Source organism: Ensifer sp. GW101-20A05 (assembly GCF_059424735.1).
This window is the reverse complement of record NZ_JBWKZT010000012.1, coordinates 102,811-125,547: the sequence shown is the minus strand read 5'-3', so window position 1 is coordinate 125,547 and position 22,737 is coordinate 102,811. Positions and strand designations below refer to the sequence as shown.

The window sequence follows — 22,737 nt, the reverse complement described above, 5'->3', positions numbered from 1 at the left end:
AACTAGTTCCCCACGTCCACTTCCACCCGCCGGTCGAGTTGGTGCAGCATCGCCTCGTCGTAGGCGCTCGGGTCATCCGTCTTGAACGGCTCTTCCTCGCCCTTGCCGACGGCTATCCAGGTACCCGGATATCCGGCATCCACAAGGTAATGCGCCAGGGCCTCGGCGCGGGCGATCGACAATGCCTTGTTCGCCTCGGTCGTGCCAACCGGATCGGTATGGCCAATCAGCGTGATTGTCGACGGTTTCGCCGACTTCAGGCATTCGAAAAGATCCTTTGCCGACTGCAGCCCCTCCGGCGTGAATTCGGCGGTGCCGAAGACGTAGCGCACCGGGGTGGCCTTCTTCTTGATCGAGACGCCGCGATAGGAGAACTTGCAGGCGCCGCGCGCGGCGAGCTTGACGGGCTTGGTTGCCGCAAGCCGCATTTCCGAGCCCAACCTGTCCAGCCGCAGGATGTAGTCCTTGTCCGGCGCCATCCAATCGGGCGTCAGTTCCTCGTTCGCCGAATCTTCCAGCGCCTGCTGATAATAGGTCGCCGCCGCCTCATAGTCGCGGTGCTCCCGGCTAATGTCGCCGAGCGCATCAAGGATCTGCCACGGGCCGCCGGCGTCTCTGCTCGCTGTCGTCAGGTCGCCTTCGAAGCTTTCGAGCTTGGCGCCCTGCCCCACGGCAGCCGCGACACGGTTGAAGGTCACCAGCGCCACGACGCGACGCGTCAGCGCGATCTCCGTTGACGAACATCCCGCCACACTCTCCGGAGCAGCGGCAGCACGCGCGGCCGCCTCGTCGCCGCGGTTCAGCGCTTCGGACGCCTGGCGAAGACCATCGCAGGCCATCGCGGGCAAGGCGACTGGCAGCACCATTGCCGACGCGAGAATAAGAGACCGGATCACCTTTGCCATTGTTCGCTCGTCAGTTCTTGATCTCGAAGGTCACCATCTGAACGCTGCTGGCCCCAGCATCGCCCTGGGCCTGTTTGGCCAGGTTGATTGCCAGCCCCCTTGTCGGTGGCAACCTCGACTTCGCCACGTAGTCGCGCGCCTTCTCCACGGTGAGCCTCTGATCGCCAAGTCCGCCGACACGGCAGAAAGCCAACATCGACTCGGATGGTGCTGGCGTATCGAAGGTAAGCGTGCCCGTCCCCGGCTGCGGGATAAGGCGCCGTTCGCCCGGCTGCAGGGTGATGTTGCCGATCATCACATCCGGGATGACCTCGACATTGCCATTCTCCTCGACATAGAGGATCTGCAGCTCGCAGGCTTGGTTGGCGCTAAGCTCGAAAGAAAGCTGATCGCCGACTTTCGCCGTCGTCGACTTCACGTTGAGCGCGAGCGCGAGCTTGTTGCCAGCCGCCGCATCCTCCTTGCGATAGGCAGGCACGGCCGCCACGATCGACTGCGGCTTGGCGTCCACCGCTTGCTCGGAACCGGCAACGACGATCGCTGCCGTATCCAGGGGGCGACGCTGCAGCAACGGCTCCAGTAGCAAGGCATATTGCTGTTCGACCTCATTGCGCGGGATCGTTCCGCCTGCTTCAAGCGTCGTCACCCAATCGAGCCCCAGGCGCAAAACATCCGTATTCGTCACGCGCTTGATCGCATCGGAGAATTGCTTCGGCGTCATGTCGAACTCGGCCGCCAAACCGTCAAAGTCGAGCTCGTCTTCGTATTTGTCCGCGAAGTAGGTGATGATCTCTGCATCGCCCGGCGCGTGCTTGCTCTGGAGACCGCCATCCGGCGTCGGCTCGGTAACACCCAGCGCCTTCAGCGCATTGACGAAACGCTCGCGGTCCTTGCGATACGCCTCGTCCAATTCCTCCTGCTTCACATACATGGCGAGCAGCACGTCCTGCTGGCCCTTGCTGAACAGCGTCGATGTCTCGATATGTTCACGCAACTGATCGCGCTTCGACAGAATGCCGTCGGCGTGGCAATCGACGCAGGATCGCGCATTGATGATCTCGACGCCCTTGCCGATGGGCCGCTTGCGGAACGATACGATCGTCGTCGGTCCGACATCGAGTTGCTTGCCCGCCGCATTCGAAAGGTAATAGCCCTGCAGTCCGTTCGGGAGCGAGAAGATCATCTCGCCGCCATCATGCTCGAACGGCACCAAACCTGCGTCGAGCGGAGCGAGTTCCTTCGGCCCGTGCGGGAAACGCTTCAATACCTGCTTGCCCAGGTCGCCGCCGAAGTCATAGGACTTCCAGTAGTAGCCGCCGAACGGCATGTCGTGCCGTTCCAGCATGCGATTGTGGTCCGACACTCCGGATGAGCCGTCGGCGAAACCGGCGCGCAGGACGTTGCGCCGGCGAATGTTGTCGGCCACATCGATCTTGAAGCGCTTTTCGAGTTCGCTGATCTCGGTCGGTAGCCGCATCAGCCGATTGTAGATCTCCGGCCGGGCGCCATTGCTCATGAACCAGTCGATCCTCATGATCGGCAATTGCGTCGCCGTCTCCTTGGAAAGTGCGGCCAGCGAAGCATCGCTCTCAGGGTCGACACCGTAGAAATAGCGCTTGATCAGGAAGTCGTAGTCCGCGGTTTCCCATTGCAGCTCGCGCAGATCGACACGCACGAGCAATCCGTTGGTGCCATCGACTTCGGTCGGCAGAACCAATTTCGGCCCATAGGAGAGCGAATTCAGCAGCTTCTTGAAGCCGCCGGCGAGCACATCCATGCGCTTCATGAAGGTTTGGTCGTCCTCGCAACCCATCATGCCATTATACTGGTCGCGGTAGGAGAAGTAGCGCATGAAGGGACGGTCGAGTTCGTTGACCTTGTCGATGTCCTTCAGCGCCGCCTCGACGAACTGGTCATAGGATAGTATCGGACGTGAACGGTCGGGCTTGGCCGCAGCCGTTTGCGGCAAGCTCTTCTCACTCAGAGAATTGAGCCAGTCCTCCAGCACATTGATCTCTTCGGCCGAGGGCCGCTTGCCGAGCGGCATGCGGCCGCTAACGACGGTCGTATAGAGGCGTGACTTCGATGCGTCGCCCGGCGCCACGAAATTGGCATCCGCGCCGATCGAAGCGAGGTCGCCGGCGGGGTAGCTCCCCTGCGAGCTTTCGCCCGGTCCGTGGCAGTTGCGGCAGTATTTGCCGATGAAGGCGTCCGCCTGCTGTGCCAGTGCCGCATTGTCGCCACCGAGCGCTTCCGCCGCCGTGTTTTCTTTGCAGACGGCAGTTACAGATTGCGCCACCGGCGCCGGCGCCTTCACCTCGCGGTCGGAGAGGAAGGCGTAAATCGCCCGGCGGTCTTCCTCCGTCAGAACGCTCAGGCCCTTGGCGATGCGCCGCATCACGGGATCGCTGACCGGCGCGCCCGAGAGTTTCTTGCCTTCGTCGATCAGGCCTCTGGTGAACACATCGGGCGAAGCAAGCCCCGCCATCTTCGCCTTGCTGATGTCCGGGGCGACCGCACCCGTCAGATCCTTTTCACCCTGGTAGGCGCGCTCCAGATCGAGCCCGTAGGTGGTGGTGCGCGGGGTGTGACAATCACCGCAGCCGCCGACGTTCTCGACAAGATAGCGGCCGCGCTCGGCTTGCGTCTCCTCCCGCGGCTGATAGTCCGGCACCGTGAAGTGACTGCGCTTCCACAGCGTGATCGTCGTCTGACGACTGAAGGGGAAGGCGATCTCGTGTTCCTTCGAGGCGGCGTCAGACCGCGGCAGTGTCTCGATATAGGCCTTGATATCGAGCGCATCCTCCGGCTTCATCCCGCCATAGGATGTATAGGGCATGACCGGATAGAGATTGTTGCTCTCCCGGTCGAGACCGACCAGCACCGCGTTCAGAAACTGGGCGTTGGTCCAGCCGCCGATGCCGTTGGCGTGGGGCGAAATGTTCGGCGCATAGAATGTGCCGATCGCCGTGTTCATCTCCATGCCGCCGGAAAGCAATTCAGTATTGTCGCCGGAACCATGGCAGGCGCCGCAGCCCGCGGCATTGAACACGTATTTGCCATTGTCGACATTGGCCTTGTAGGTCGAAAACGCGTCGTCGGCGAAGGCGTCGCGCGCTTCGGCAAGGGCGGGACAGAGCAAGACGGCGGCGGCCAACGCCGCCAACGAGAATGCCAGTGGTCCCCGGCCGAGGCCGGCTCTTGGCGAAGCACTCTCTCCTTTTGCCTGCAGACCGCGCATGAAAGCCTCTCCCTAAAACAATAGAATCGCTACTGAAATCTGCTGTCTATCGAAACTGAAATTGCTCGAATTCGACCCGACGCGGCCTCTTGCCAAGATCTTTCAAGCCCTTGACGATTGCTTCCCTCAGTGGCGGCGGACCGCAGAACCAAAGGTCGGCCTCCGCCGGATCGATCGCGCTTCCGGTCGCCAGCTTGGCAGCGTCCAGGCGTCCATCCGTAGAAGAGTCGTGCAGGATAAAACTGAAGTTTCCGAGTTTCTGGGCTTGCGCCTCGAAGGTCTCCAGGCCGATCGCCTCGCGCCTATCGCGCACGCAGTAGACCATGTGAATCTCCTGGCCTTCATCGCCCGTCAGGTGCCGGGCCATTGCCAGAAACGGCGTGACCCCGATGCCGCCGGCGAGCCAGATCTGCTTCTTGCCGCCGCGGCGATGGTTGAAGCGGCCATAGCCGCCTTCGAGCTTCAGCCGATCACCGACCGCGACACCATCGCGGAGCGCCTGCGTGTAGTCGCCGAGCGGCTTGATCGCGAAGCGGACGATACCGTCAGCCTCGATGCCGGCGATCGTAAACGGATGCGGCTCGCGCAGGCCCGGCTTCATGACACGCAGGAATCCGAACTGGCCCGGCTTCGCTCGCATGGGCCGTCCGACCGGTCGCGCCGTGATCATCGTCGCTCCGTCATGCTTCGCCACCTCGAAAACTTCGTAGCCGCGGGTTCTGAGCCACGGCAGAAGCTGGGTGTAGGCATAGCTCAGGATGCCGAGCGCGGCGAAGGCATTGAGATAAACCGCCAGAAGTGCCGTGCCGTCATAGGGATGTTTGATGAACATCTGATGGAAGGCGACGAGAACGAAGAGCAGGCCGATCAGACGGTGCGTGTAGCGCCAGAGATGGTAGGGAATCTCGATCTTCGTCCTCGGGATGATTTTGACAATGCTGAGAACAAGCAGGATGACGAAACCATAGAACGCGTATTTTCCGGCAGAAGCAGCCAGCTGGTTCAAACCGCTCGTCAGTGCTAGGCCCTTGAAGTCCGGTTTCAGGAAATAATGGATGAGGATAAGGCACAGCACCGAGATGCCGATCCTCCGGTGGAAGTGGTAGACGCGATCGAGCCCACCGAACAAGGCTTCGACGAAAGGCGGGCGGGTCGCCATGAACTGGGCGATCGCCATGCCGACGAAGGCAGCGGACGACGCCATCAGCGAGAATGTCGTCAATGCATTGGTGTGGCTGACCGCCGGTACGGCCAGCAGCCCTGCGAGCACCATCAGCGACCAGACCAGAAACGCGCCCACTTGCATCTTGCGCCCCTCAACGCCGACGTCAGACGGTTGTTGCCAAGGGGAAGACTGACAAGCCCCTTACCATTCGTCAACATCAATACCCTTGGAAACGGCCTATGAGCCTCCTTTATTCATGCCTTTGAAATTCGTGATTTTTGAGCGATCGCTTAATTATGCTTCTCAAGGCTCGCATCAGCTTGAGAGGCGATACAGAGATGCGACGATCGCCTTGCTTGCCTCCTTCTGAAAAATTGTGCAAGCTCCTGATATATCAGAAGCAAAGGAACGGCATGTCACTGCAATCCCATGCTCACCTCGCCTACCTCGCGCTCGAACGCCTCATCGTTACACTGAAGCTCGAGCCCGGCGCGCTGGTCACCGAGAGACAATTGATCGAGCTCGCGGGGCTTGGCCGAACGCCGGTTCGCGAGGCGATCCAGAAGCTTGCCTGGCAGGGCCTGATGGATGTCCGACCACGCGTCGGCCTGCAGATCACCACGATCCGCCCCGACGACCAGGTCCATGTCATGCAGGCCCGGCAGAAGCTGGAGCCGCTTGCGGCCGCTCTGGTAGCGACACACGCGAGCGCCGATGACAGAAGTGCGATGAAGGCTTGCGGCGCGGAGATGGCCGCCCGCCTCGACGCAGGCGACATGGAGGGGTTCCTCGTGGCCGACAAGGTCTTTGACGAACTGATGGAGGAGGCCTGTCCCAACCGCTTCCTGACTGCGGCGCTGGCGCCTTTGCAGACGCATGCGCGCCGGATCTGGTTTGCGTCATCCTCTCCCGAGAAGATGGTGGGATCCGTCCGCCGCCATGTCATCGTGATCGATGCGATCGAGAGGGCTGACGCTCCAGGTGCGTCTGCAGCCATGACGGAGTTGATGAACTATCTCTCAGACGCCTGAAGATGCTTGAATGAACTCGAAGAAATCATCGCAAATACTTGCTTTCACAGTGATTTCTTCGCTTCAAATCCTTCAAATCACGCGGTTGGCATCATGCTTCCAGTCTTCAGGCGTCGTACATGCCAAGCGAAAGCCTCCTCAAGGATGTGAGGCGTCTGGCCACCGCGGGTCGCGACCGCACGTTCGAAGTAGTCTAGGAGCAATTCGCGGTAGGCCGGGTGGCAACAGTTGCTGATAACGACGGGCGCACGCTCCCGTGGCGCCAGCCCGCGCAGATCGGCAAGTCCGTGCTCGGTCACAAGAATATCGACGTCATGCTCCGTGTGGTCGACATGGGACACCATCGGCACGACGGACGAGATGGCGCCGCCCTTGGCAACCGACTTGGCGACGAAGATGGACAGGAAGGCGTTGCGGGCGAAATCGCCAGAGCCGCCAATGCCGTTCATCATGTCGGTGCCGCCGACATGGGTCGAATTGACGTTGCCGTAGATATCGAATTCGAGCGCCGTGTTGATGCCGATGACACCCAGGCGGCGAATGATCTCCGGATGGTTGCTCACCTCCTGCGGCCGGAGGACCAGCTTGTCCTTGTAGGCGCCGATGTTGCGGAACACCCGATCGGCCCAAGCGCTGCTCAACGTCATCGACGATGCCGAGGCGAAACTCAGCTTGCCTGCCTCGAAGAGCTCGAACGTGCTGTCCTGAAGCACCTCGCTGTACATGCGCAGATCATGGAAGGGACTGTCGACGAGACCGCTCAGCACTGAATTGGCGATGACGCCGATGCCGGCCTGCAACGGATTGAGCGTCATGTCGAGGCGGCCTCTGCGCACCTCTTCCTGCAGGAAGCCGATCAGGTGGCCGGCAATCGCGGTGGTTTCGGCGTCCGGCGGCGAGATGCGCGCAGCGCTGTCCTCTTTCTCCGTGACAACGATAGCGACGATCTTTTCGGGATCGACCGGGATGTAGGGTGAACCTGCGCGGCTGTCGCAAGCAACGACCGGGATCGGCGTGCGGCTCGGGCGCTTCGCCGGAATGTAGATGTCGTGCAGGCCTTCGAGCTCGGGGCTATGGCTGAGATTGAGCTCTACGATCACCTTCTTCGCCAGGATCGCGAAGCTTGCGGAGTTGCCGACCGATGTCGACGGCACGATGCCGCCATCCTCGGTAATTGCCACCGCCTCAACCACCGCATAGTCGATCGGGCTGATCTGTCCGGAGCGCAACTGCTCGACGGTTTCCGAGAGATGCTGGTCGATGAACATCACCTCGCCACGGTTGATCGCGGCCCTAAGAACGGGATCGGACTGAAACGGCAGGCGCCGGGCAAGGACACCGGCTTCCGTCAACGTCCTGTCGATGTCGTGACCGAGCGAAGCGCCGGTCATCAGCGTGATGCGAAACTTCTCGCGCGCCGCACGTTCGGCCATCGCGAGCGGAACCGCCTTGGCATCGCCCGCCTTGGTGAAGCCGCTCATGCCGATTGTCATGCCATCCTTGATGAGCGCGGCCGCCGCTTCCGGCGTGGCGATGCGATCACGCAGTGGCCTGCAGCGAATCCTGGTCTCAAGGCTTGTTCGAGTATCGCGGCTCATCGGGCACTCCCTGCAGAGCCCGCGGGGCTCACATCAGGACGGCGCGGGCTTGGTTTCGGTGCGCTAAATCTGCATGGCTGCACGCACACGTTATGAAGTTTTACGGAGGCACGATAGCCCTTGGCGAAGCTGCGCGACACGCAGAATGGACAGGGCCGAGCTACCGCAAATGCATAGCTCCACCACGCATCGCCACAAACGACGAAGGGCGCACCCAAGGCGCGCCCTTCAAACGATAAGACTGCACAAAAAAGGATCAGCCGACGAAGGCCCGCTCGATCACGAATTCGGCCGGCTTGTTGTTGGCGCCTTCGGTCAAGCGCGCAGCTTCGAGGATTTCCTTGGTGTCCTTCAGCATCGCCGTCGAGCCGCAAATCATGCCGCGATCGATCGCCGGATCAAGCGGCGGCAGGCCGAGATCGGAGAAGAACTTGCCGTTGACCATCAGGTCGGTGACGCGGCCCTTGAACGGATAGTCCTCGCGCGTGACTGTCGCATAGTGGCGTAGCTTGTCGCCGACGATCTCGTTCAGGAACTCGTGGTTGCGGATCTCCTCCACGAGGTCGAAGCCGTATTTCAGCTCGGCGACGTCGCGGCAGGTATGGGTGAGGATCACTTCCTCGAACTTCTCATAGGTTTCCGGATCACGGATCAGGCTTGCGAAGGGCGCAATACCGGTTCCGGTCGAGAACATGTAGAGCCTTCGGCCGGGAACCAGCGCATCGAGCACCAGCGTGCCGGTCGGCTTCTTGCGCATCAGCACCTTATCGCCGGGCTTGATTCCCTGCAGATGCGAGGTCAGCGGGCCATCCGGCACCTTGATCGAGAAGAACTCCAGCTCTTCGTCCCAGGCAGGGCTGGCGATCGAATAGGCGCGATAGACCGGCTTGTCGCCGACCATCAGGCCGATCATCGCGAATTCGCCCGAGCGGAAGCGGAATTCGGCAGGGCGGGTCATGCGGAAGCGGAAGAGCCGATCCGTATAGTGCTCAACGCTCGTCACCGTCTCGACGTAAACGCCTGCCGGTGCCTGGATCGCGAAATCTTCCGTTTTTGCCGGAGCATTCATCTGGCTAAAGTCCTGTAATGATGACCCTGTTTATCAACAATGATCGGATATTCCAAGCCACGCGCAATGGGAAGGAAATCCCTTCCAAATATAGTCGCTTTCGGGGATTTCCGCGTGCTTCACACTGTCGCGGCTGATCGAGACTTAAGAAACCCGCCGCCAGCTATAGGATTTCGCGTCGGCGGAAGGCTTTGCCGTCGGCTGGTAGTGCACGGCGATGCCCGGCAGGCGTCCCTCTGCTAGGCGCTTAAGAGCCGTCGCATTGCTGACCGCAAAGCTGTCGACACCACAGCGCAGCATCAGCGGAATCTGGTCGATCAACACGTCGCCAACCGCTCTCACCTCACCGCCGAAGCCGAGCCGCGAACGCAGCAGCGACGCATGGCTGAAGGCGCGGCCGTCGTTGAAGGCCGGGAACGCCACCGCCACCAGGGCGATGCGATCGAGATGCGGCGCGAGCTTCGTCACGTCGTCCGCCGGTGCTATCACCACGCCGAGGCCGGTTTCGTCGCTCGTCTCCACCCTGGCGAGGAATGCGTCGAGGCCGACGATCGCCTTCTCGTTCGAGCCTGCCTTTGTTTCCTCGGTCTCGATGATCCAGGGATCATCGCCCACGAAGCCGGTTTCCTTCCAGATTTTCGTCATGTTCGTTCCTTGCGCCTCAGGCAGCTTCCTGCGCACTGCCGTAGAGCGCGTCCTTGAAGGGTTGCGGGCCGACGCGGCGATAGGCTTCGAGGAAGGTCTCTTGCCTGTCGCGGCGCAGTCCCAGATAGGTGTCGACGATCGTCTCCACCGCGTCGGTCACCTTCTCCGGCTCAAAGCCGCGGCCGATGATCTCGCCGATGGACGTGTTCTCGTCGCCGGAGCCGCCGAGCGTGATCTGATAAAGTTCCGCACCCTTTTTCTCGACGCCGAGCAGGCCGATATGGCCGACATGGTGATGACCGCAGGCGTTGATGCAGCCGGAGATCTTGATCTTCAGCTCGCCGATCTCGGCCTGGCGCTCGGGCGAACCGAAGCGGGTCGAAATTTCCTGGGCCACCGGAATGGAGCGCGCATTGGCGAGCGCGCAATAGTCCAGCCCGGGACAGGCGATGATGTCCGTGATCAGGCCGGCATTGGCGGTGGCGAGACCGGCGGCAACGAGCGCACGGTAGACCGGTTCAAGATCGGCCAGTGCCACATGCGGCAGGATGAGGTTCTGCTCATGGCTGACGCGGATTTCGTCGAAGGCATATTCCTCGGCGATATCGGCAACGGCATCCATCTGCGCGTCGCTGGCGTCACCCGGAATGCCGCCGATCGGCTTCAGCGAGATCGTCACCATGCCGTAGTCCGGGTGCTTGTGCGGCTGCACGTTCTGCTGCACCCAGCGGGCAAAGTCCGTATCGGTTTTCTTCCAGCGTGCAAGGCTTTCCCAGCCCTCGGCGCGGTTTTCGAGGGCGGGCGGCGCGAAGTAGGTGGAGATTGCCTGAATGTCGGTTTCCGGCAGCTTCAGCTCGGTGTCCTTCAACGCCGCGAATTCGACTTCGACCTGACGCGACAGCTCCTCGGCACCGGTTTCGTGCACGAGGATCTTGATGCGCGCCTTGTACTTGTTGTCGCGACGGCCATGCAGGTTGTACACGCGCATGATCGCCGTGGTGTAGGACAACAAATCCTCTTCCGGCAGGAAGTCGCGGATCTTCTTGGCGATCATCGGCGTGCGGCCCTGGCCACCGCCGACATAGACGGCAAAGCCGATGCGGCCGTTCTCGTCCTTCTTCAGGTGCAGCCCGATGTCGTGGACCTGGATCGCGGCGCGGTCGCGCTCAGCGCCGGTCACGGCGATCTTGAACTTGCGCGGCAGGAACGAAAACTCCGGATGCACGCTCGACCATTGTCTGAGGATCTCGGCATAAGGCCTTGGATCCGCTACTTCATCGGCAGCCGCACCGGCGAAGTGATCGGCTGTGACGTTGCGAATGCAATTGCCTGACGTCTGCAGCGCATGCATCTCGACGCTTGCCAGTTCCTGCAGGATATCCGGCGTGTCCGACAGGCGCGGCCAATTGTACTGGATGTTCTGGCGCGTGGTGAAGTGGCCGTAGCCGCGGTCATACTTGCGCGCGATATGGGCAAGCATGCGCATCTGGCGGCTCGACAAGGTGCCATAGGGAATGGCGACGCGCAGCATATAGGCATGAAGCTGCAGGTAAACGCCGTTCATCAGGCGCAGCGGCTTGAAGGCGTCCTCGGCGAGCTCGCCGCTCAGCCGGCGCTCGACCTGATCGCGGAACTGTTCGACGCGGGAGGAAACGAAAGCGTGGTCGAATTCATCGTAACGGTACATCGGGTATCGGTTCCTCAGGCAGCGTGTTTCGGGCCGGCCAGCCCGTTGTAGCCGGCAGCATAGGGGATCGACGGGCCTTCGGCACGAATGCGCTCGCGCATGCGCAGCGGGCGAAGCGTGCCGTTGACCTCTTCGACGTCGACCACATTGGCATCGACGACTTTGTTGTCGTCGAAAGCCTGTTTGCCGGTGGCTTCGAGCGCCGTCACGGCCTCAGCATGGCGGGCGATGAAGGCATCCTGAAGCGATTCGACCCAGTTGCCCGCAGCATCCAGCCAGACGGAAATGCCGTCCGAAAGCCTGTTTGCCGTCAAAACCTTGCTCACCATGACCTCTTCCTCAGTTCAAAATCTGTTCGTTACGCCCCAGGGCGACTTCAACGATTCTCTTGGCATCGCGTGCCTTGCCGACGACCAGCGGCTCGGACCGCTCGAAGTTGGCGCCTGCGACGGCGTCGCCGATGATGACCATGACGGGACCCGAAAGCTCAGTCCGGTTTTCCAGGTCCGGAAGGTCCTTGAGCGTGCCATGCAGCAGGCGACGATCCGCGCGGCTGGCATTCTCGATCACCGCGACCGTGGTTTCCGCAGGCAGACCCGCCTGCATCAGACGCTCGGCGACGGAGGCCGCGACCGTGCGACCCATATAGACAGCGATCGTCGCGCCAGAAACGGCAAGCCGCGCCCAATCGGGTAGGACCTCGCCAGTCAGATCGTGACCTGTCGTGAAGACCAGCGACGATGCGACACCCCGAAGCGTCAGCGGCAGTTCGAAATCAGCGGCAGCGGCGAAGGCGGAGGTGATGCCCGGGACGATCTCGTAGCTGATACCGGCTTCGCGGAGGGCAGCCATTTCCTCACCAGCGCGGCCATAGACCAGGGGATCCCCGGATTTCAGCCGAACCACGCGCTTGCCTTCGGCCGCGAGCGTCACGAGCAACTGGTTGATCTCACCTTGAGACTTAGTGTGGCAGCCCTTGCGCTTGCCAACAGAGAGACGCTCGGCGTCACGGCGGCCCATATCGACGATCGCCTGCGGTACCAGCGCGTCATAGACGATCGCATCGGCTTCCATCAACACGCGCTGGGCGCGCAGGGTCAACAGGTCTTCGGCACCCGGACCGGCGCCAACGAGCCACACGTGGCCCGGCGCCTTCTCGGGCGCATCGAGCAGACGTGAAACCTCACGGCGGGCAGCGGCCAGATCACCGCCGGCGACCTTATCGGCAACCGGCCCCTGGAAGAACCGGCGCCAGAAGAGCCGACGCGCCACGCCACGCGGCACCAGGCGATCAACCGCCTCGCGGTAGCTTGCCGCGAGCGAGGCGACGACTCCGAGCGACGGCGAAAGAAGCTGATCGATCTGGGCGCGGATCATCTGCGCGAGCACCGGGCCCGCACCTTCCGTACCGATGGCAACGGCGACCGGCGCGCGGTTGACGAGCGCGGGGGTGAAGAAATCGCAATAGTCGGGCTGGTCGACGGCGTTGGCCGGGATCTTGCGATCGCGCGCGGCAGTGACAATACGGCGATCCTCCGCGGCGTCGCCGGTTGCAGCGAAGACGAGGATGGCGCCGTCAAGCTGCTCGGCTGCGAAGGCAGCCCGAACATGTTCAACGCCGCGGTCGCGCAGATACTGTGCAAAATCCGCTTCAGGCTCATCGGCAAAGACGACGAGAGACGCTTCCGTGTTCAACAGCAGCCGCACCTTCGCGAAGGCCTCGTCGCCATTGCCGAACACCGCCACGCGCTTCTGCGCGACGCGAAAGAATGCGGGGAAAACGGCGAGCTGCTGCGTCATGGTCTGGCAAACGGTTCCTTCTACAGGCTGCGCCGAATATCCCGCATAGGGCACCACATTTGAAGGAACAGAAATTTCATTGCCTTTCCGGGCACGTATTGTTTTGCTCGGCGGCGCATCATTTTGAGCAAATATCTCCGGGCCTGCTAAAGCGCCGGCCCGTCCGCAGCCATTGCGCCGCGGGGGCATCCTCCGTTAAATGCGGGCACTGACCTGGCGGAGATGCAAGACATGACCCAATCGGACCTCGCCGAACGGCTTTTGACCGTCATCGAGCAGGATATCCTGCCGCTCACCGAAAAGGGTGTGGCCGCCGGAAACAAGGTGTTTGGCGCCGCAATCCTGCGCAAGTCCGATCTGTCGCTGGTGCTGGCCGAAACCAACAACGAGACGGAAAATCCGCTCTGGCATGGCGAGGTTCACACGCTGAAGCGTTTCTACGAGATGGCGGACACGCCTGATACCCGCGACCTCATCTTTCTTTCGACGCACGAGCCCTGCTCCATGTGCCTTTCGGCCATCACCTGGGCCGGCTTCGACAATTTCTATTACTTCTTCAGCCACGAGGATTCGCGTGACAGCTTCGCGATCCCGCATGACCTCAAGATCCTGAAGGAAGTCTTTCGGCTGGAGCCGGGCGGCTATGCGCAGGACAACGCCTTCTGGCATTCGGCCTCGATCGCCGCGCTCGTCAGGGATGCCGACCCTGTGACCAAGGCGCGGCTCGCCGAACAAGATTTGCGCATCCGCGCCCGCTACCAGAGCCTTTCCGACAACTACCAGTCGGGCAAGGACGACAACGCCATTCCGCTGAACTGAGATCCATGGAACCTTCACGCGATATAAAACGCCTGCTCGATATTATGGCAGCACTCCGGCAGCCGGAAACCGGTTGCCCCTGGGACATCGTCCAGACTTTCGAGACGATCAAACCCTACACGATCGAAGAAGCCTATGAGGTTGCCGATGCCATCGAGCGCGGCGACATGCACGACCTCTGCGACGAACTCGGCGATCTGCTGCTGCAGGTGGTGTTCCATGCCCGGATGGCGGAGGAAGCTGGTGACTTCGCCTTCGGCGATGTCGTCGAAGCGGTCACCCGCAAGATGATCCGCCGCCATCCGCATGTCTTTGCGCGTTCCGATGCCGACACGCCCGAGGCGGTCAAGTTGCAGTGGGACGAGATCAAGCAGGCCGAAAAGGCTGAGCGGCAGGAAAAGCGCGCCAAGCGGGGCCTTGCTCCAGACGCCGCCGCCAGCCATCTCGGCTCGGTCCAGCGCTCGTTTCCGGCACTGGTCGAGGCCCTAAAGCTGCAGGAACGGGCTGCCAAGGTCGGTTTCGATTGGTCGGAGCCCGAGCCTATTCTCGATAAGATCGAGGAAGAGATCGGCGAATTGCGCCAGGCGCTGCGCGAAAAGGACCGCGCCAAGGTCAGCGATGAACTGGGCGACCTGATTTTTGCGGTGGTTAATATCGGCCGTCATGTCGGGACCGATCCGGAAATGGCCCTTCGCGGAACCAACACCAAGTTCCGCCGCCGCTTCGCCCATATCGAGCGCGAACTCGGCGACGCCGGCGAGACGCTGGATGGCGCGACGCTCGAGCGGATGGAAGAGCTTTGGCAGGCGGCGAAGGCGATCGAGCGGCAACTCGGCTAAGGCAATCGGGAACGCATATATCCTATGCGTTCCCTCGCGCGAAAGCTGAGGTCAACAGTGAGCGAATCGGAAGCGCAGGCTTACCAGTCTTCCTCAACCGGCTTTGGCCCGTTTCCGAGGCGGCGTTCCAGATCGGCGGCCTCGTTTTCGGTCAGCCTGAGTTCAAGGCTCACACGCCCGTCCTCCAGGTCCTCACGGCCATCGACGATGGCGTGCTGATAGACCCAGGGCAGAAGCTGCAGCTGATCGATGCCGAGCACGACGGTGCATTCGGTCAGCACGCCTGACAGGCGGCGACCAATTTCGCCTAGCAGCTCATCGACGCCCTCACCGGTGATGGCGGAAACGGCGACCGTATTGCCCGAGGTTGCCGCCTTGCTCTGCAGCGCCTCACGCGATTCGGTATCGAGCCGGTCGATCTTGTTCCAGACCTCGATGAGCCGTTCGGAGGCTTCCTTCTCGTCGATGCCGAGATCGGCGAGAATGCGAAGTACATCACTTGCCTGCGCCTGGTTGTCCGGGTCGGAGAGATCGCGCACATGCAGGATCAGGTCCGCTTCCAGCACCTCTTCAAGCGTCGCACGGAAGGCGGCGACCAAGTGCGTCGGCAGATCGGAAATGAACCCGACCGTGTCGGAGAGGATGACCATGCGGCCATGCGGCAGCTTCAAGCGCCGAAGTGTCGGATCGAGCGTCGCAAACAGCATGTCCTCGGCCAGAACGCCCGCCCCGGTCATGCGATTGAAAAGCGTGGACTTGCCGGCGTTGGTATAGCCGACGAGAGCGACGATCGGATGCGGCACCTTCTTGCGCTTGGAACGGTGCAACTGCCGGGTGCGGCGGACCTGCTCCAGCTCGCGCTCGAGCTTGACGATGCGGTCCTGCAGCAAGCGCCGGTCCGCCTCGATCTGGGTTTCACCCGGACCGCCCATGAAGCCGCCACCACCGCGCTGACGCTCAAGGTGGGTCCAGCTTCGAACCAGGCGGCCTTTCTGGTAATTGAGATGGGCGAGATCGACCTGCAGCGTGCCTTCCTTGGTGGAGGCGCGGCGACCGAAAATCTCCAGAATGAGGCCGGTCCGGTCGATGACCTTGGCGTTCCATTCCTTTTCGAGGTTGCGTTGCTGCACCGGCGTCAAGGGATGGTCGACGATCACCAGGCCAGCATCGAGCTCGACGAGGATGTGACCGATTTCCTCGATCTTGCCGCTGCCGAGCAGCGTGCCTGGCTTGGGCTGCGACACCGGAACGATGGCGCCATGCACGACTTCCAGATCGATCGCCATCGCCAGACCGGTCGCCTCTTCAAGGCGACTTTCGTCGGTACGCGTCGTTGTCGTCGAGAGGATGTCTGCGGACTGCCTTCCGGTCTTCTTCAAGACCGGAACGATGACAACCGCGCGCATGTCGTCGCGGAGCTTCTCGAGCTCCGGAATGATCGACGACGACTTTGAATCCCGCTTGGTAATGTGCCTAACGTCCCGTCAGGATGCAGCTTCTTCGTTCTCGAACATCTGCAGCGGCTGGCCGGGCATGATGGTCGAGATTGCGTGCTTGTAGACCAGTTGCGAGTGGCCATCGCGACGCAACAGGACGCAGAAATTATCAAAAGACGTCACGACGCCGGTGAGCTTGACACCGTTGATAAGAAAAATTGTCAATGAAATCTTTTGCTTGCGGACCGTGTTGAGAAAGAGATCCTGCAAGTTTTGAGAACGTTCCGCCATCGCGCCGCTTCTTTCTTATTTGCCGGCGTTTCGCGCCGGTGCATTTTTGTCGATATCTGCAATCAGAGACGCCACAAGTACCTTCCCCGACACCTCTTTAAGTTTGGTATCAAATCAATGTCTTTTCCGCAACGCCGAAAAAGGCTTCACGAATATTCTGTGCTATGCTTCCCGGATGCCCATTGCCGATCGGCCTGCCGTCCACCGAAATCACCGGAAAGCAGATGCTGGTGGCAGCGGTAATGAAGACCTCGCGCGCCGCGAGCATTTCCTCGACCGAGAACGCTCTCTCCTCGACCTTGAGCCCAAGTGGCCCCGCCACATCCATCAGGGTGGTGCGGGTGATACCCTTCAGGATTCCGTGCTCGGCCGGACGCGTGCGCAGGGTTCCGTCGCCATCGACGATCCAGACATTGGTCGCGGCGCCCTCCTTCACCGTGCCATCGGCATCGACGAAAATTGCCTCCTGGGCACCCTCCTCCTTCGCCTTCTGGCGGGCGAGCACGTTGGGAAGGAGCCCGACGGACTTGATGTCCACCCGGTCCCAGCGGTTTTCCGGTACGGTGATCGCGGCGATCCCATGCGTCGCTTTTTTGGCGATGGCCTCGGCATCGATGCGCTTCGCCGTCACCACGATCGTCGGCATCGTCTCCTTGGCCGGAAACACATGGTCACGGCGCGCCACGCCGCGCGTGACCTGGATATAGAACAGACCATTCCGGACCCGGTTGCGCCGAACCACCTCTCGAATCACATGCACGAGCGCCGCCCGGCTCATCGGCCGGTCGATGCGCAGTTCACGAAGCGAACGGTCGAGGCGATCGAGATGCCGGTTGAGATCGACGATGTAACCATGGCGTATCTCGCAGACTTCGTAGACGCCGTCCGCAAATTGATAACCGCGGTCTTCGATATGGATGCCGGCGTCGGCATGCGGCACGTAGGCACCGTTGACATAGGCAATTCTCGGCATGGATCTCGGCCCTAGAAGTACTGGATGCTGACGCGGAAAAGCTGTTCGACGTGCCGTACGGCATCGGCGGTGGCAAAGAGCACGACACGGTCCTTCGCCTTGATCTTTGTATTGCCGTCCGGACGAATAAACGTCTTGTCGCGATAGAGTGCACCGATGCGGATGCCTTCGGGAAGATCGAGGTCACGCAGGGCCCTGCCAACCAGCGGCGAGGTTTCCAACGCTTCGGCCTCGATCACCTCGGCCATGCCCTTCTGCACCGCATAGACCGCGCGAATGCGCCCCTTGCGGACATGCTGCAGCACGCGCGAGATGGTAACGGCACGTGGGTTCACATAGGCGTCGACGCCAGCCGTGCCGGCAAAATCCTGATAGGACGGTTCGTTGATCAGCACCAGCGTCGACTTGGCGCCCAGCCGCTTCGCCATCATGCTGCCGAGAATGTTGATCTGGTCGTTGTTGGTCAGCGCCACCACGAGATCGGCATCCTGAACGTCAGCCTGGGCCAGAATCCGTTGATCCATCGCCGAACCGTTGAGCACAACCGTGTTGCTCAGCTTATCCGCCATCACCACCGCCCGGTCGCGATCGCTTTCGATCAGTTTCACCCGGGTCCGCGGCTGATGCTCCTCGATGGCCTTGGCAACGAAGTAGCCGACATTGCCGCCACCGAAGATGATGATGCGCCGCGCTTCCTGCTCCTCATGGCCAAAGAGCGCCAAGGTCCGGCGGGCGTGGTCCCGGTCGCAAACGACATAGGCGATATCGCCGGCCTGCAGCTGGTCATCCGAATGCGGCGCCATGACCTTGCCGTTGCGGAAGATGCCGGTAACTGTTGCAAGCAGATCGGGGAACAGTTCGCTCAGCTGCTGGAGCGGCGTGCCGACGACCGGGCAATCTTCCAGGCACTCGAAGGCGACCATGGCGATACGATCTTCGGCGAAACGCACGACGTCGATCGCGCCGGGAAAGGAAATACGGCGCAGCACCAGCCGCCCAACCTCGACTTCGGGCGAGATGGTGACGTCGATCGGCACGTTCTCACGTGAAAACAGGTTCGAATACTCGGGCGCGAGATAGCTTTGCGCCCGGATGCGCGCGACCTTCGTCGGCACGTTGAAGATCGCATGGGCCACTTCACAGGCGACGATATTGACCTCGTCGGAGAGCGTGACGGCAATCAGCATGTCGGCCTGGTCGGCGCCGGCCCTGGCCAGCACATCCGGATGCGCACCGTGGCCGACATAGCCGCGCACGTCGAGGCTCTCGGTGATGTTGGCAATCAGCGTCGCCGAGGTATCGATCACCGATACGTCGTTATCTTCCTGCGCGAGCCGCTCGGCAATGCCGTACCCCACCTGGCCCGCACCACAAATGACTACCTTCATGTCGTACTTTCAGCTGGGAGCACTGCCGCGATGGCCGGAAAAATGCCTCAGACGCCCAGCGATTTGAGCTTGCGATGCAGCGCCGACCGCTCCATTCCGACAAATTCCGCCGTACGGGAAATATTACCCCCGAATCGGTTGATCTGCGCGATCAGATAATCACGCTCGAACATTTCGCGAGCCTCGCGCAACGGCAACGTCATGATGTGCTGGTCGCCCTGCGCGGAGATCTTCGGCAGCGTATCGCCCACCTCCGTCGGCAGCATGTCTGCGGAAATCGGCGTGTCCGGACCGTCGCTGCGGGCAAGAATCATCAGGCGCTCGATGTTGTTGCGAAGCTGGCGGATGTTGCCGGGCCAGTCGTGGGCCTGGAGCACGGCCAGGGCATCGTCGCCGATCTTGCGCGGACGAATGCCGGCCTGTTCGCTGACCTGGCGCATGAACATGTCGACGAGGAACGGAATATCCTCGCGCCGCTCGGCGAGCGCCGGCACGCGCACCGGAATGACGGCAAGCCGGTGGAACAGGTCTTCGCGGAACAGGCCCTCGGAGATCATGTTTTCGAGATTGTAGGCGGTCGAGGAGATGATCCGGACATCGACCTTGACGCGCTTGGTACCGCCGACACGCTCGAACTGCTGGTCGACGAGCACCCGCAGAATCTTGTTCTGCGTCTCGCGCGGCATCTCGCCGATTTCGTCGAGATAGAGGATGCCGCCATGGGCTTCCTCGAGCGCACCAGTGCGGCGTGGCTGTCCCGGCGTTCCCTCGGTTCCGAACAGCGCAATTTCCATGCGGTCCGGCGTGATCGCCGCCGCGTTCAGCGCCACGAAGGGACCGGTCGACCGCGTCGACTTGCGGTGGATCATCCGCGCGACCAGTTCCTTGCCCGATCCGGACGGCCCCTGGATCATGATGCGGCTGTTGGTCGGCGCGACCTTCTCGATCGTCTGACGAAGCTGCGACACGGCAACCGACGTCCCGATCAGTTCGACCGGATCGCCGGACTTCTTCTTCAGCTCCGAGACTTCACGCTTGAGCTTCGAGTTTTCCAGCGCCCGCTCGGCAATCAGGATCAGCCGGTCGGCCTTGAAGGGCTTCTCGATGAAATCGTAGGCGCCACGCTTGATGGCGTTGACGGCGGTCTCGATATTGCCGTGACCGGAAATCATGACGACGGGGAGGTCCGGATAGCGCCCCTTGATCTCATCGAGCAGCGCCAGGCCGTCGAGCCGGCTTCCCTGCATCCAGATATCGAGGAAGACCAGGCGCGGCACGCGATCGCTGATCGCCGCCAGCGCACTGTCGCTGTCGAAGGCGGTGCGGGTTTCGTGCCCTTCGTCAGAGAGGATACCCGACACGATCTCGCGGATATCTTCCTCATCGTCCACAACCAGAATATCAGCGGCCATCGCTCGCACCCTTATCCTTCAAACTGTCTTCGCCCCCGGTTTCTCCGGCAGGCGGCAGGACCACGCGGATCATCGCCCCGACACCGCCGTCAAAATCGGCTGGCGCGTCGTGCAACTCTAATTGTCCGCCATGGTCCTCAATGATCTTCTTGACGATGGCGAGTCCCAGGCCCGTGCCCTTCTCGCGCATCGTCATGTATGGCTCCAGAATCCTGTGCCGGTTCTCCGTCGGCAGCCCCTTGCCGTTGTCGATGATATCGACAACGAAGCGGCCCGTTGCCACGTCGGTTCGTGCTCGCGCGACGATCCTCGGATGGCCGCGCGCCGCATCGGCCGGCACCGCCTCGATCGATTCGACCGCGTTCTTGACGATGTTGCCGAAGGCCTGACCGAGCATGCGCCCGTCGAACAGGCCCTCGAGCGGCTCTTCGCCGAGGTCCCGCACAAAATCGATGTGATTGTTGCCCATCTCGCGCAGGAACATCGCATCCTTCAGGATCGTGCGGAGATCCGCCTTTTCCTTGGTCGGCTTCGGCATGCGCGCGAAAGCCGAGAACTCGTCGACCATGCGACCGATGTCTTCTACCTGGCGCACGATCGTATCGGTGCACTGGTCGAAGATAGCCTTGTCTTCCTGGTTGATCTGCTTGCCATAACGGCGCTTCAGACGTTCGGCGGAGAGCTGGATCGGCGTCAGCGGGTTCTTGATCTCGTGCGCGATGCGGCGCGCGACATCGGCCCAGGCGGTCGAGCGCTGAGCGATGACGAGGTCGGTGATGTCATCGATGGTGATGACGTAGGATTCGTTCGCTTCGCCACCCTCTTCGCGCGTCACCTGAACGTTCAGCGTCCGCTCGGTTCCGCTGCGCATGATATTGATCTGCTTGCGGTAGTCGTTGCGATGGCGGCTTTCGGCCTCCACCAGAACCTCTTCGACCTCCGGCGCTACCGTGCGCAGGTCCGCGCCGAGGAGTTCAGGCGCCGCCTTCTTCAGGAACTCTTCGGAAAACGAGTTGACGATGGTGATCTGTCGATCGCGCCCGACACCGATCACCGCCGCAGTCACGCCTGAAAGAACAGCCTCGATGAAACGACGGCGATGATCGACTTCGTCCTTGGCCTCCAGGATCTGTTCCTGCTGGCTGCGGATTTCCGAGACCATCTTGTTGAAGGTGCGCGACAGGTTACCAACGTCGCCGTCGACGGCACGGACCGGCACGACAACATCGAGATTGCCGGAGGCGACACTGTCGGCAGCGCCGATCAACTGGCGAATGGGCCGGACGATCCGGTCGGCAACCGCGATCGCGGTCCAGATCGCAGCCAGGAGAACGATGAGCGCAAACCCGATATAGAGAACACCGAAGGCGATCTGCGTGAAGGTTCGACCGGCCTCAAGCATCTTGTACTCGGCCGTGTTCTCTTCCATCAGCCGCAGCGAGCGCATCACTTCCGGATCGACATTGCGAACCGTGTAGAGATAGGTGCCCGGAATGTCGTCGAGCGGAATAACGGCCCCGACAAGGTTGGTGACCCCTGGCGGAATCAGTGTCGGTTGACCGGATACCGAGCTTTTCAGTGCGTCCGGCGGAATGGAGGGCAGCGGACGGTCCGTGGAGATGTTGGCCTGAATTATAGCGCTGCCATCAGCACGAACCAGGAATGCCCCAAGCATGCCGCGGCCGCGCGCCTGGCGGGTCATGAGTTCCGTGAAACCGGTGCGGTCGAGGCTGTAGAGCTGCCGGTTGCGTTCGAGGTCGTTGGCCATCGACACCGTCTGACCCTGCAGATAGCTGGCATTCTCGAGCACATAGGCCTGGGCGACGTTGATCGACGAGCGGACGATCGCCTGCGTCCGCAGCGAAAACCAGCGATCGAGGCCGACGTCGAGCGTAATGCTGGCAAAAATCGCGACAAGAACCGCAGGCGTGATCGCCACGATCGAAAACAGCGCAACGATGCGCACGTGAAGGCGCGCGGCGGCGCGGCCTTTGCGTCGGGCGCGTAGCAGCCGCAGGATTTCGCGGGCGATCAGATAGATCAGGCCAACGACGAACAGGCTGTTGATGGCAGCGCAGGCGATGACGACATTTCGCTCGAGCCGTATCGGCGTCAATCCGAGAAGAACGAGCAGCGAGACAGTGGCGCAGATCAAGGCGCCGGTCGCCAGCATCAGCCCCGGCAGGGCAAAGGACGCGCGCCGGTCCTGCGCCGCGAGTCCCTCATCTGTGCCCAGCGGCAAGGCCATTGCGTCCACCATGAAAAGCGTTCCCCCAACCGGCGCCAGCCGGCGACGGCATCACTTGCTAGCATTCTCTGGTCAAAGGTTGACCTCGCCGCCCAAAGGGCTGCCGCGTTGCACCCCCAGTCAATCAATTGGGTCAAATCGATTGAACGAGACGGCAACGACACGCGATTCGGCGATCGTCACACGTTCA

At 61.7% G+C, this 22,737-nt stretch carries 18 protein-coding genes; 3 read left to right on the top strand and 15 right to left on the bottom strand.

Features of this window, described 5'->3' with window-relative positions; genetic code table 11:
- Window positions 1–2: 2 nt before the first annotated feature.
- Genes AC070A_RS25425 through AC070A_RS25415 form a run of 3 tightly spaced genes read right to left on the bottom strand, consistent with a single transcriptional unit; the run spans window position 3 to window position 5,452 of the window.
- Window positions 3–905, bottom strand: a complete 903-nt coding sequence (locus tag AC070A_RS25425) for an OmpA family protein (protein WP_113736723.1) — start codon at window positions 903–905, stop codon at window positions 3–5.
- A gap of 10 nt (window positions 906–915) precedes the next feature.
- Window positions 916–4,146 (bottom strand): c-type cytochrome, encoded by a 3,231-nt coding sequence (locus AC070A_RS25420; protein ID WP_113736722.1) that lies wholly within the window; start codon window positions 4,144–4,146, stop codon window positions 916–918.
- 46 nt (window positions 4,147–4,192) lie between these two features.
- Window positions 4,193–5,452 (bottom strand): ferredoxin reductase family protein, encoded by a 1,260-nt coding sequence (locus tag AC070A_RS25415; RefSeq protein WP_113736721.1) that lies wholly within the window; start codon window positions 5,450–5,452, stop codon window positions 4,193–4,195.
- A 272-nt stretch (window positions 5,453–5,724) separates the two neighbouring features.
- Here AC070A_RS25415 and AC070A_RS25410 point away from each other — a divergent pair, with 272 nt between their 5' ends.
- Complete coding sequence (locus AC070A_RS25410) at window positions 5,725–6,342, top strand: GntR family transcriptional regulator (protein ID WP_113513027.1); 618 nt, start codon at window positions 5,725–5,727, stop codon at window positions 6,340–6,342.
- A gap of 77 nt (window positions 6,343–6,419) precedes the next feature.
- Here AC070A_RS25410 and scpC read toward each other — a convergent pair whose 3' ends face one another.
- The 6 genes from scpC to cysG form a co-directional block, all read right to left on the bottom strand.
- Complete coding sequence (scpC, locus tag AC070A_RS25405) at window positions 6,420–7,940, bottom strand: succinyl-CoA:acetate CoA-transferase ScpC (protein WP_113736720.1); 1,521 nt, start codon at window positions 7,938–7,940, stop codon at window positions 6,420–6,422.
- Window positions 7,941–8,196: 256 nt separating this feature from the next.
- On the bottom strand, window positions 8,197–9,009 hold the full coding sequence (locus tag AC070A_RS25400) for a ferredoxin--NADP reductase (RefSeq protein WP_113736719.1): 813 nt from the start codon (window positions 9,007–9,009) through the stop codon (window positions 8,197–8,199).
- Between the two features lie 144 nt (window positions 9,010–9,153).
- Window positions 9,154–9,654: a DUF934 domain-containing protein gene (locus AC070A_RS25395; protein WP_113736718.1), complete on the bottom strand. Its 501-nt coding sequence runs from the start codon at window positions 9,652–9,654 to the stop codon at window positions 9,154–9,156.
- Between the two features lie 16 nt (window positions 9,655–9,670).
- Complete coding sequence (locus tag AC070A_RS25390; RefSeq protein WP_058320589.1) at window positions 9,671–11,341, bottom strand: nitrite/sulfite reductase; 1,671 nt, start codon at window positions 11,339–11,341, stop codon at window positions 9,671–9,673.
- Between the two features lie 14 nt (window positions 11,342–11,355).
- Window positions 11,356–11,670, bottom strand: coding sequence for a DUF2849 domain-containing protein (locus AC070A_RS25385; RefSeq protein WP_057255696.1), 315 nt, complete (start codon window positions 11,668–11,670; stop codon window positions 11,356–11,358).
- Window positions 11,671–11,680: 10 nt separating this feature from the next.
- The gene (cysG, locus tag AC070A_RS25380) at window positions 11,681–13,141 is read right to left on the bottom strand and encodes a siroheme synthase CysG (protein ID WP_057255694.1); all 1,461 of its coding nucleotides are present in this window, start codon (window positions 13,139–13,141) and stop codon (window positions 11,681–11,683) included.
- A gap of 231 nt (window positions 13,142–13,372) precedes the next feature.
- Here cysG and AC070A_RS25375 point away from each other — a divergent pair, with 231 nt between their 5' ends.
- Both AC070A_RS25375 and mazG read left to right on the top strand, forming a co-directional pair.
- Window positions 13,373–13,960: a deaminase gene (locus tag AC070A_RS25375; protein WP_492384530.1), complete on the top strand. Its 588-nt coding sequence runs from the start codon at window positions 13,373–13,375 to the stop codon at window positions 13,958–13,960.
- A 5-nt stretch (window positions 13,961–13,965) separates the two neighbouring features.
- Window positions 13,966–14,799: a nucleoside triphosphate pyrophosphohydrolase gene (gene mazG / locus AC070A_RS25370; protein WP_113736716.1), complete on the top strand. Its 834-nt coding sequence runs from the start codon at window positions 13,966–13,968 to the stop codon at window positions 14,797–14,799.
- Between the two features lie 80 nt (window positions 14,800–14,879).
- On the opposite strand, the gene hflX is transcribed toward mazG, so the two are convergent.
- From hflX to AC070A_RS25340, 6 genes are all read right to left on the bottom strand, one after another.
- On the bottom strand, window positions 14,880–16,205 hold the full coding sequence (gene hflX / locus AC070A_RS25365; protein WP_057255688.1) for a GTPase HflX: 1,326 nt from the start codon (window positions 16,203–16,205) through the stop codon (window positions 14,880–14,882).
- A gap of 78 nt (window positions 16,206–16,283) precedes the next feature.
- The gene (gene hfq, locus AC070A_RS25360; RefSeq protein WP_003535434.1) at window positions 16,284–16,526 is read right to left on the bottom strand and encodes an RNA chaperone Hfq; all 243 of its coding nucleotides are present in this window, start codon (window positions 16,524–16,526) and stop codon (window positions 16,284–16,286) included.
- A 109-nt stretch (window positions 16,527–16,635) separates the two neighbouring features.
- On the bottom strand, window positions 16,636–17,499 hold the full coding sequence (locus AC070A_RS25355; RefSeq protein ID WP_057255686.1) for a D-amino-acid transaminase: 864 nt from the start codon (window positions 17,497–17,499) through the stop codon (window positions 16,636–16,638).
- A gap of 11 nt (window positions 17,500–17,510) precedes the next feature.
- Complete coding sequence (gene trkA, locus AC070A_RS25350) at window positions 17,511–18,887, bottom strand: Trk system potassium transporter TrkA (RefSeq protein WP_057255685.1); 1,377 nt, start codon at window positions 18,885–18,887, stop codon at window positions 17,511–17,513.
- A 47-nt stretch (window positions 18,888–18,934) separates the two neighbouring features.
- On the bottom strand, window positions 18,935–20,299 hold the full coding sequence (gene ntrX, locus AC070A_RS25345; protein WP_057255682.1) for a two-component system response regulator NtrX: 1,365 nt from the start codon (window positions 20,297–20,299) through the stop codon (window positions 18,935–18,937).
- Window positions 20,289–22,559: a sensor histidine kinase NtrY-like gene (locus AC070A_RS25340; protein ID WP_058320586.1), complete on the bottom strand. Its 2,271-nt coding sequence runs from the start codon at window positions 22,557–22,559 to the stop codon at window positions 20,289–20,291. The genes ntrX and AC070A_RS25340 overlap by 11 nt, the downstream gene beginning before the upstream one ends.
- Window positions 22,560–22,737 lie beyond the last annotated feature (178 nt).

Excerpts from the sequence above, each read along its gene's own strand:
- AC070A_RS25425 (WP_113736723.1), bottom strand. The coding sequence starts at position 905 with ATGGCAAAGGTGATCCGGTCTCTTATTCTCGCGTCGGCAATGGTGCTG.
- AC070A_RS25420 (WP_113736722.1), bottom strand. The coding sequence starts at position 4,146 with ATGCGCGGTCTGCAGGCAAAAGGAGAGAGTGCTTCGCCAAGAGCCGGC.
- AC070A_RS25415 (WP_113736721.1), bottom strand. The coding sequence starts at position 5,452 with ATGCAAGTGGGCGCGTTTCTGGTCTGGTCGCTGATGGTGCTCGCAGGG.
- AC070A_RS25410 (WP_113513027.1), top strand. The coding sequence starts at position 5,725 with ATGTCACTGCAATCCCATGCTCACCTCGCCTACCTCGCGCTCGAACGC.
- scpC (WP_113736720.1), bottom strand. The coding sequence starts at position 7,940 with ATGAGCCGCGATACTCGAACAAGCCTTGAGACCAGGATTCGCTGCAGG.
- AC070A_RS25400 (WP_113736719.1), bottom strand. The coding sequence starts at position 9,009 with ATGAATGCTCCGGCAAAAACGGAAGATTTCGCGATCCAGGCACCGGCA.
- AC070A_RS25395 (WP_113736718.1), bottom strand. The coding sequence starts at position 9,654 with ATGACGAAAATCTGGAAGGAAACCGGCTTCGTGGGCGATGATCCCTGG.
- AC070A_RS25390 (WP_058320589.1), bottom strand. The coding sequence starts at position 11,341 with ATGTACCGTTACGATGAATTCGACCACGCTTTCGTTTCCTCCCGCGTC.
- AC070A_RS25385 (WP_057255696.1), bottom strand. The coding sequence starts at position 11,670 with ATGGTGAGCAAGGTTTTGACGGCAAACAGGCTTTCGGACGGCATTTCC.
- cysG (WP_057255694.1), bottom strand. The coding sequence starts at position 13,141 with ATGACGCAGCAGCTCGCCGTTTTCCCCGCATTCTTTCGCGTCGCGCAG.
- AC070A_RS25375 (WP_492384530.1), top strand. The coding sequence starts at position 13,373 with ATGACCCAATCGGACCTCGCCGAACGGCTTTTGACCGTCATCGAGCAG.
- mazG (WP_113736716.1), top strand. The coding sequence starts at position 13,966 with ATGGAACCTTCACGCGATATAAAACGCCTGCTCGATATTATGGCAGCA.
- hflX (WP_057255688.1), bottom strand. The coding sequence starts at position 16,205 with ATGCGCGCGGTTGTCATCGTTCCGGTCTTGAAGAAGACCGGAAGGCAG.
- hfq (WP_003535434.1), bottom strand. The coding sequence starts at position 16,526 with ATGGCGGAACGTTCTCAAAACTTGCAGGATCTCTTTCTCAACACGGTC.
- AC070A_RS25355 (WP_057255686.1), bottom strand. The coding sequence starts at position 17,499 with ATGCCGAGAATTGCCTATGTCAACGGTGCCTACGTGCCGCATGCCGAC.
- trkA (WP_057255685.1), bottom strand. The coding sequence starts at position 18,887 with ATGAAGGTAGTCATTTGTGGTGCGGGCCAGGTGGGGTACGGCATTGCC.
- ntrX (WP_057255682.1), bottom strand. The coding sequence starts at position 20,299 with ATGGCCGCTGATATTCTGGTTGTGGACGATGAGGAAGATATCCGCGAG.
- AC070A_RS25340 (WP_058320586.1), bottom strand. The coding sequence starts at position 22,559 with ATGGTGGACGCAATGGCCTTGCCGCTGGGCACAGATGAGGGACTCGCG.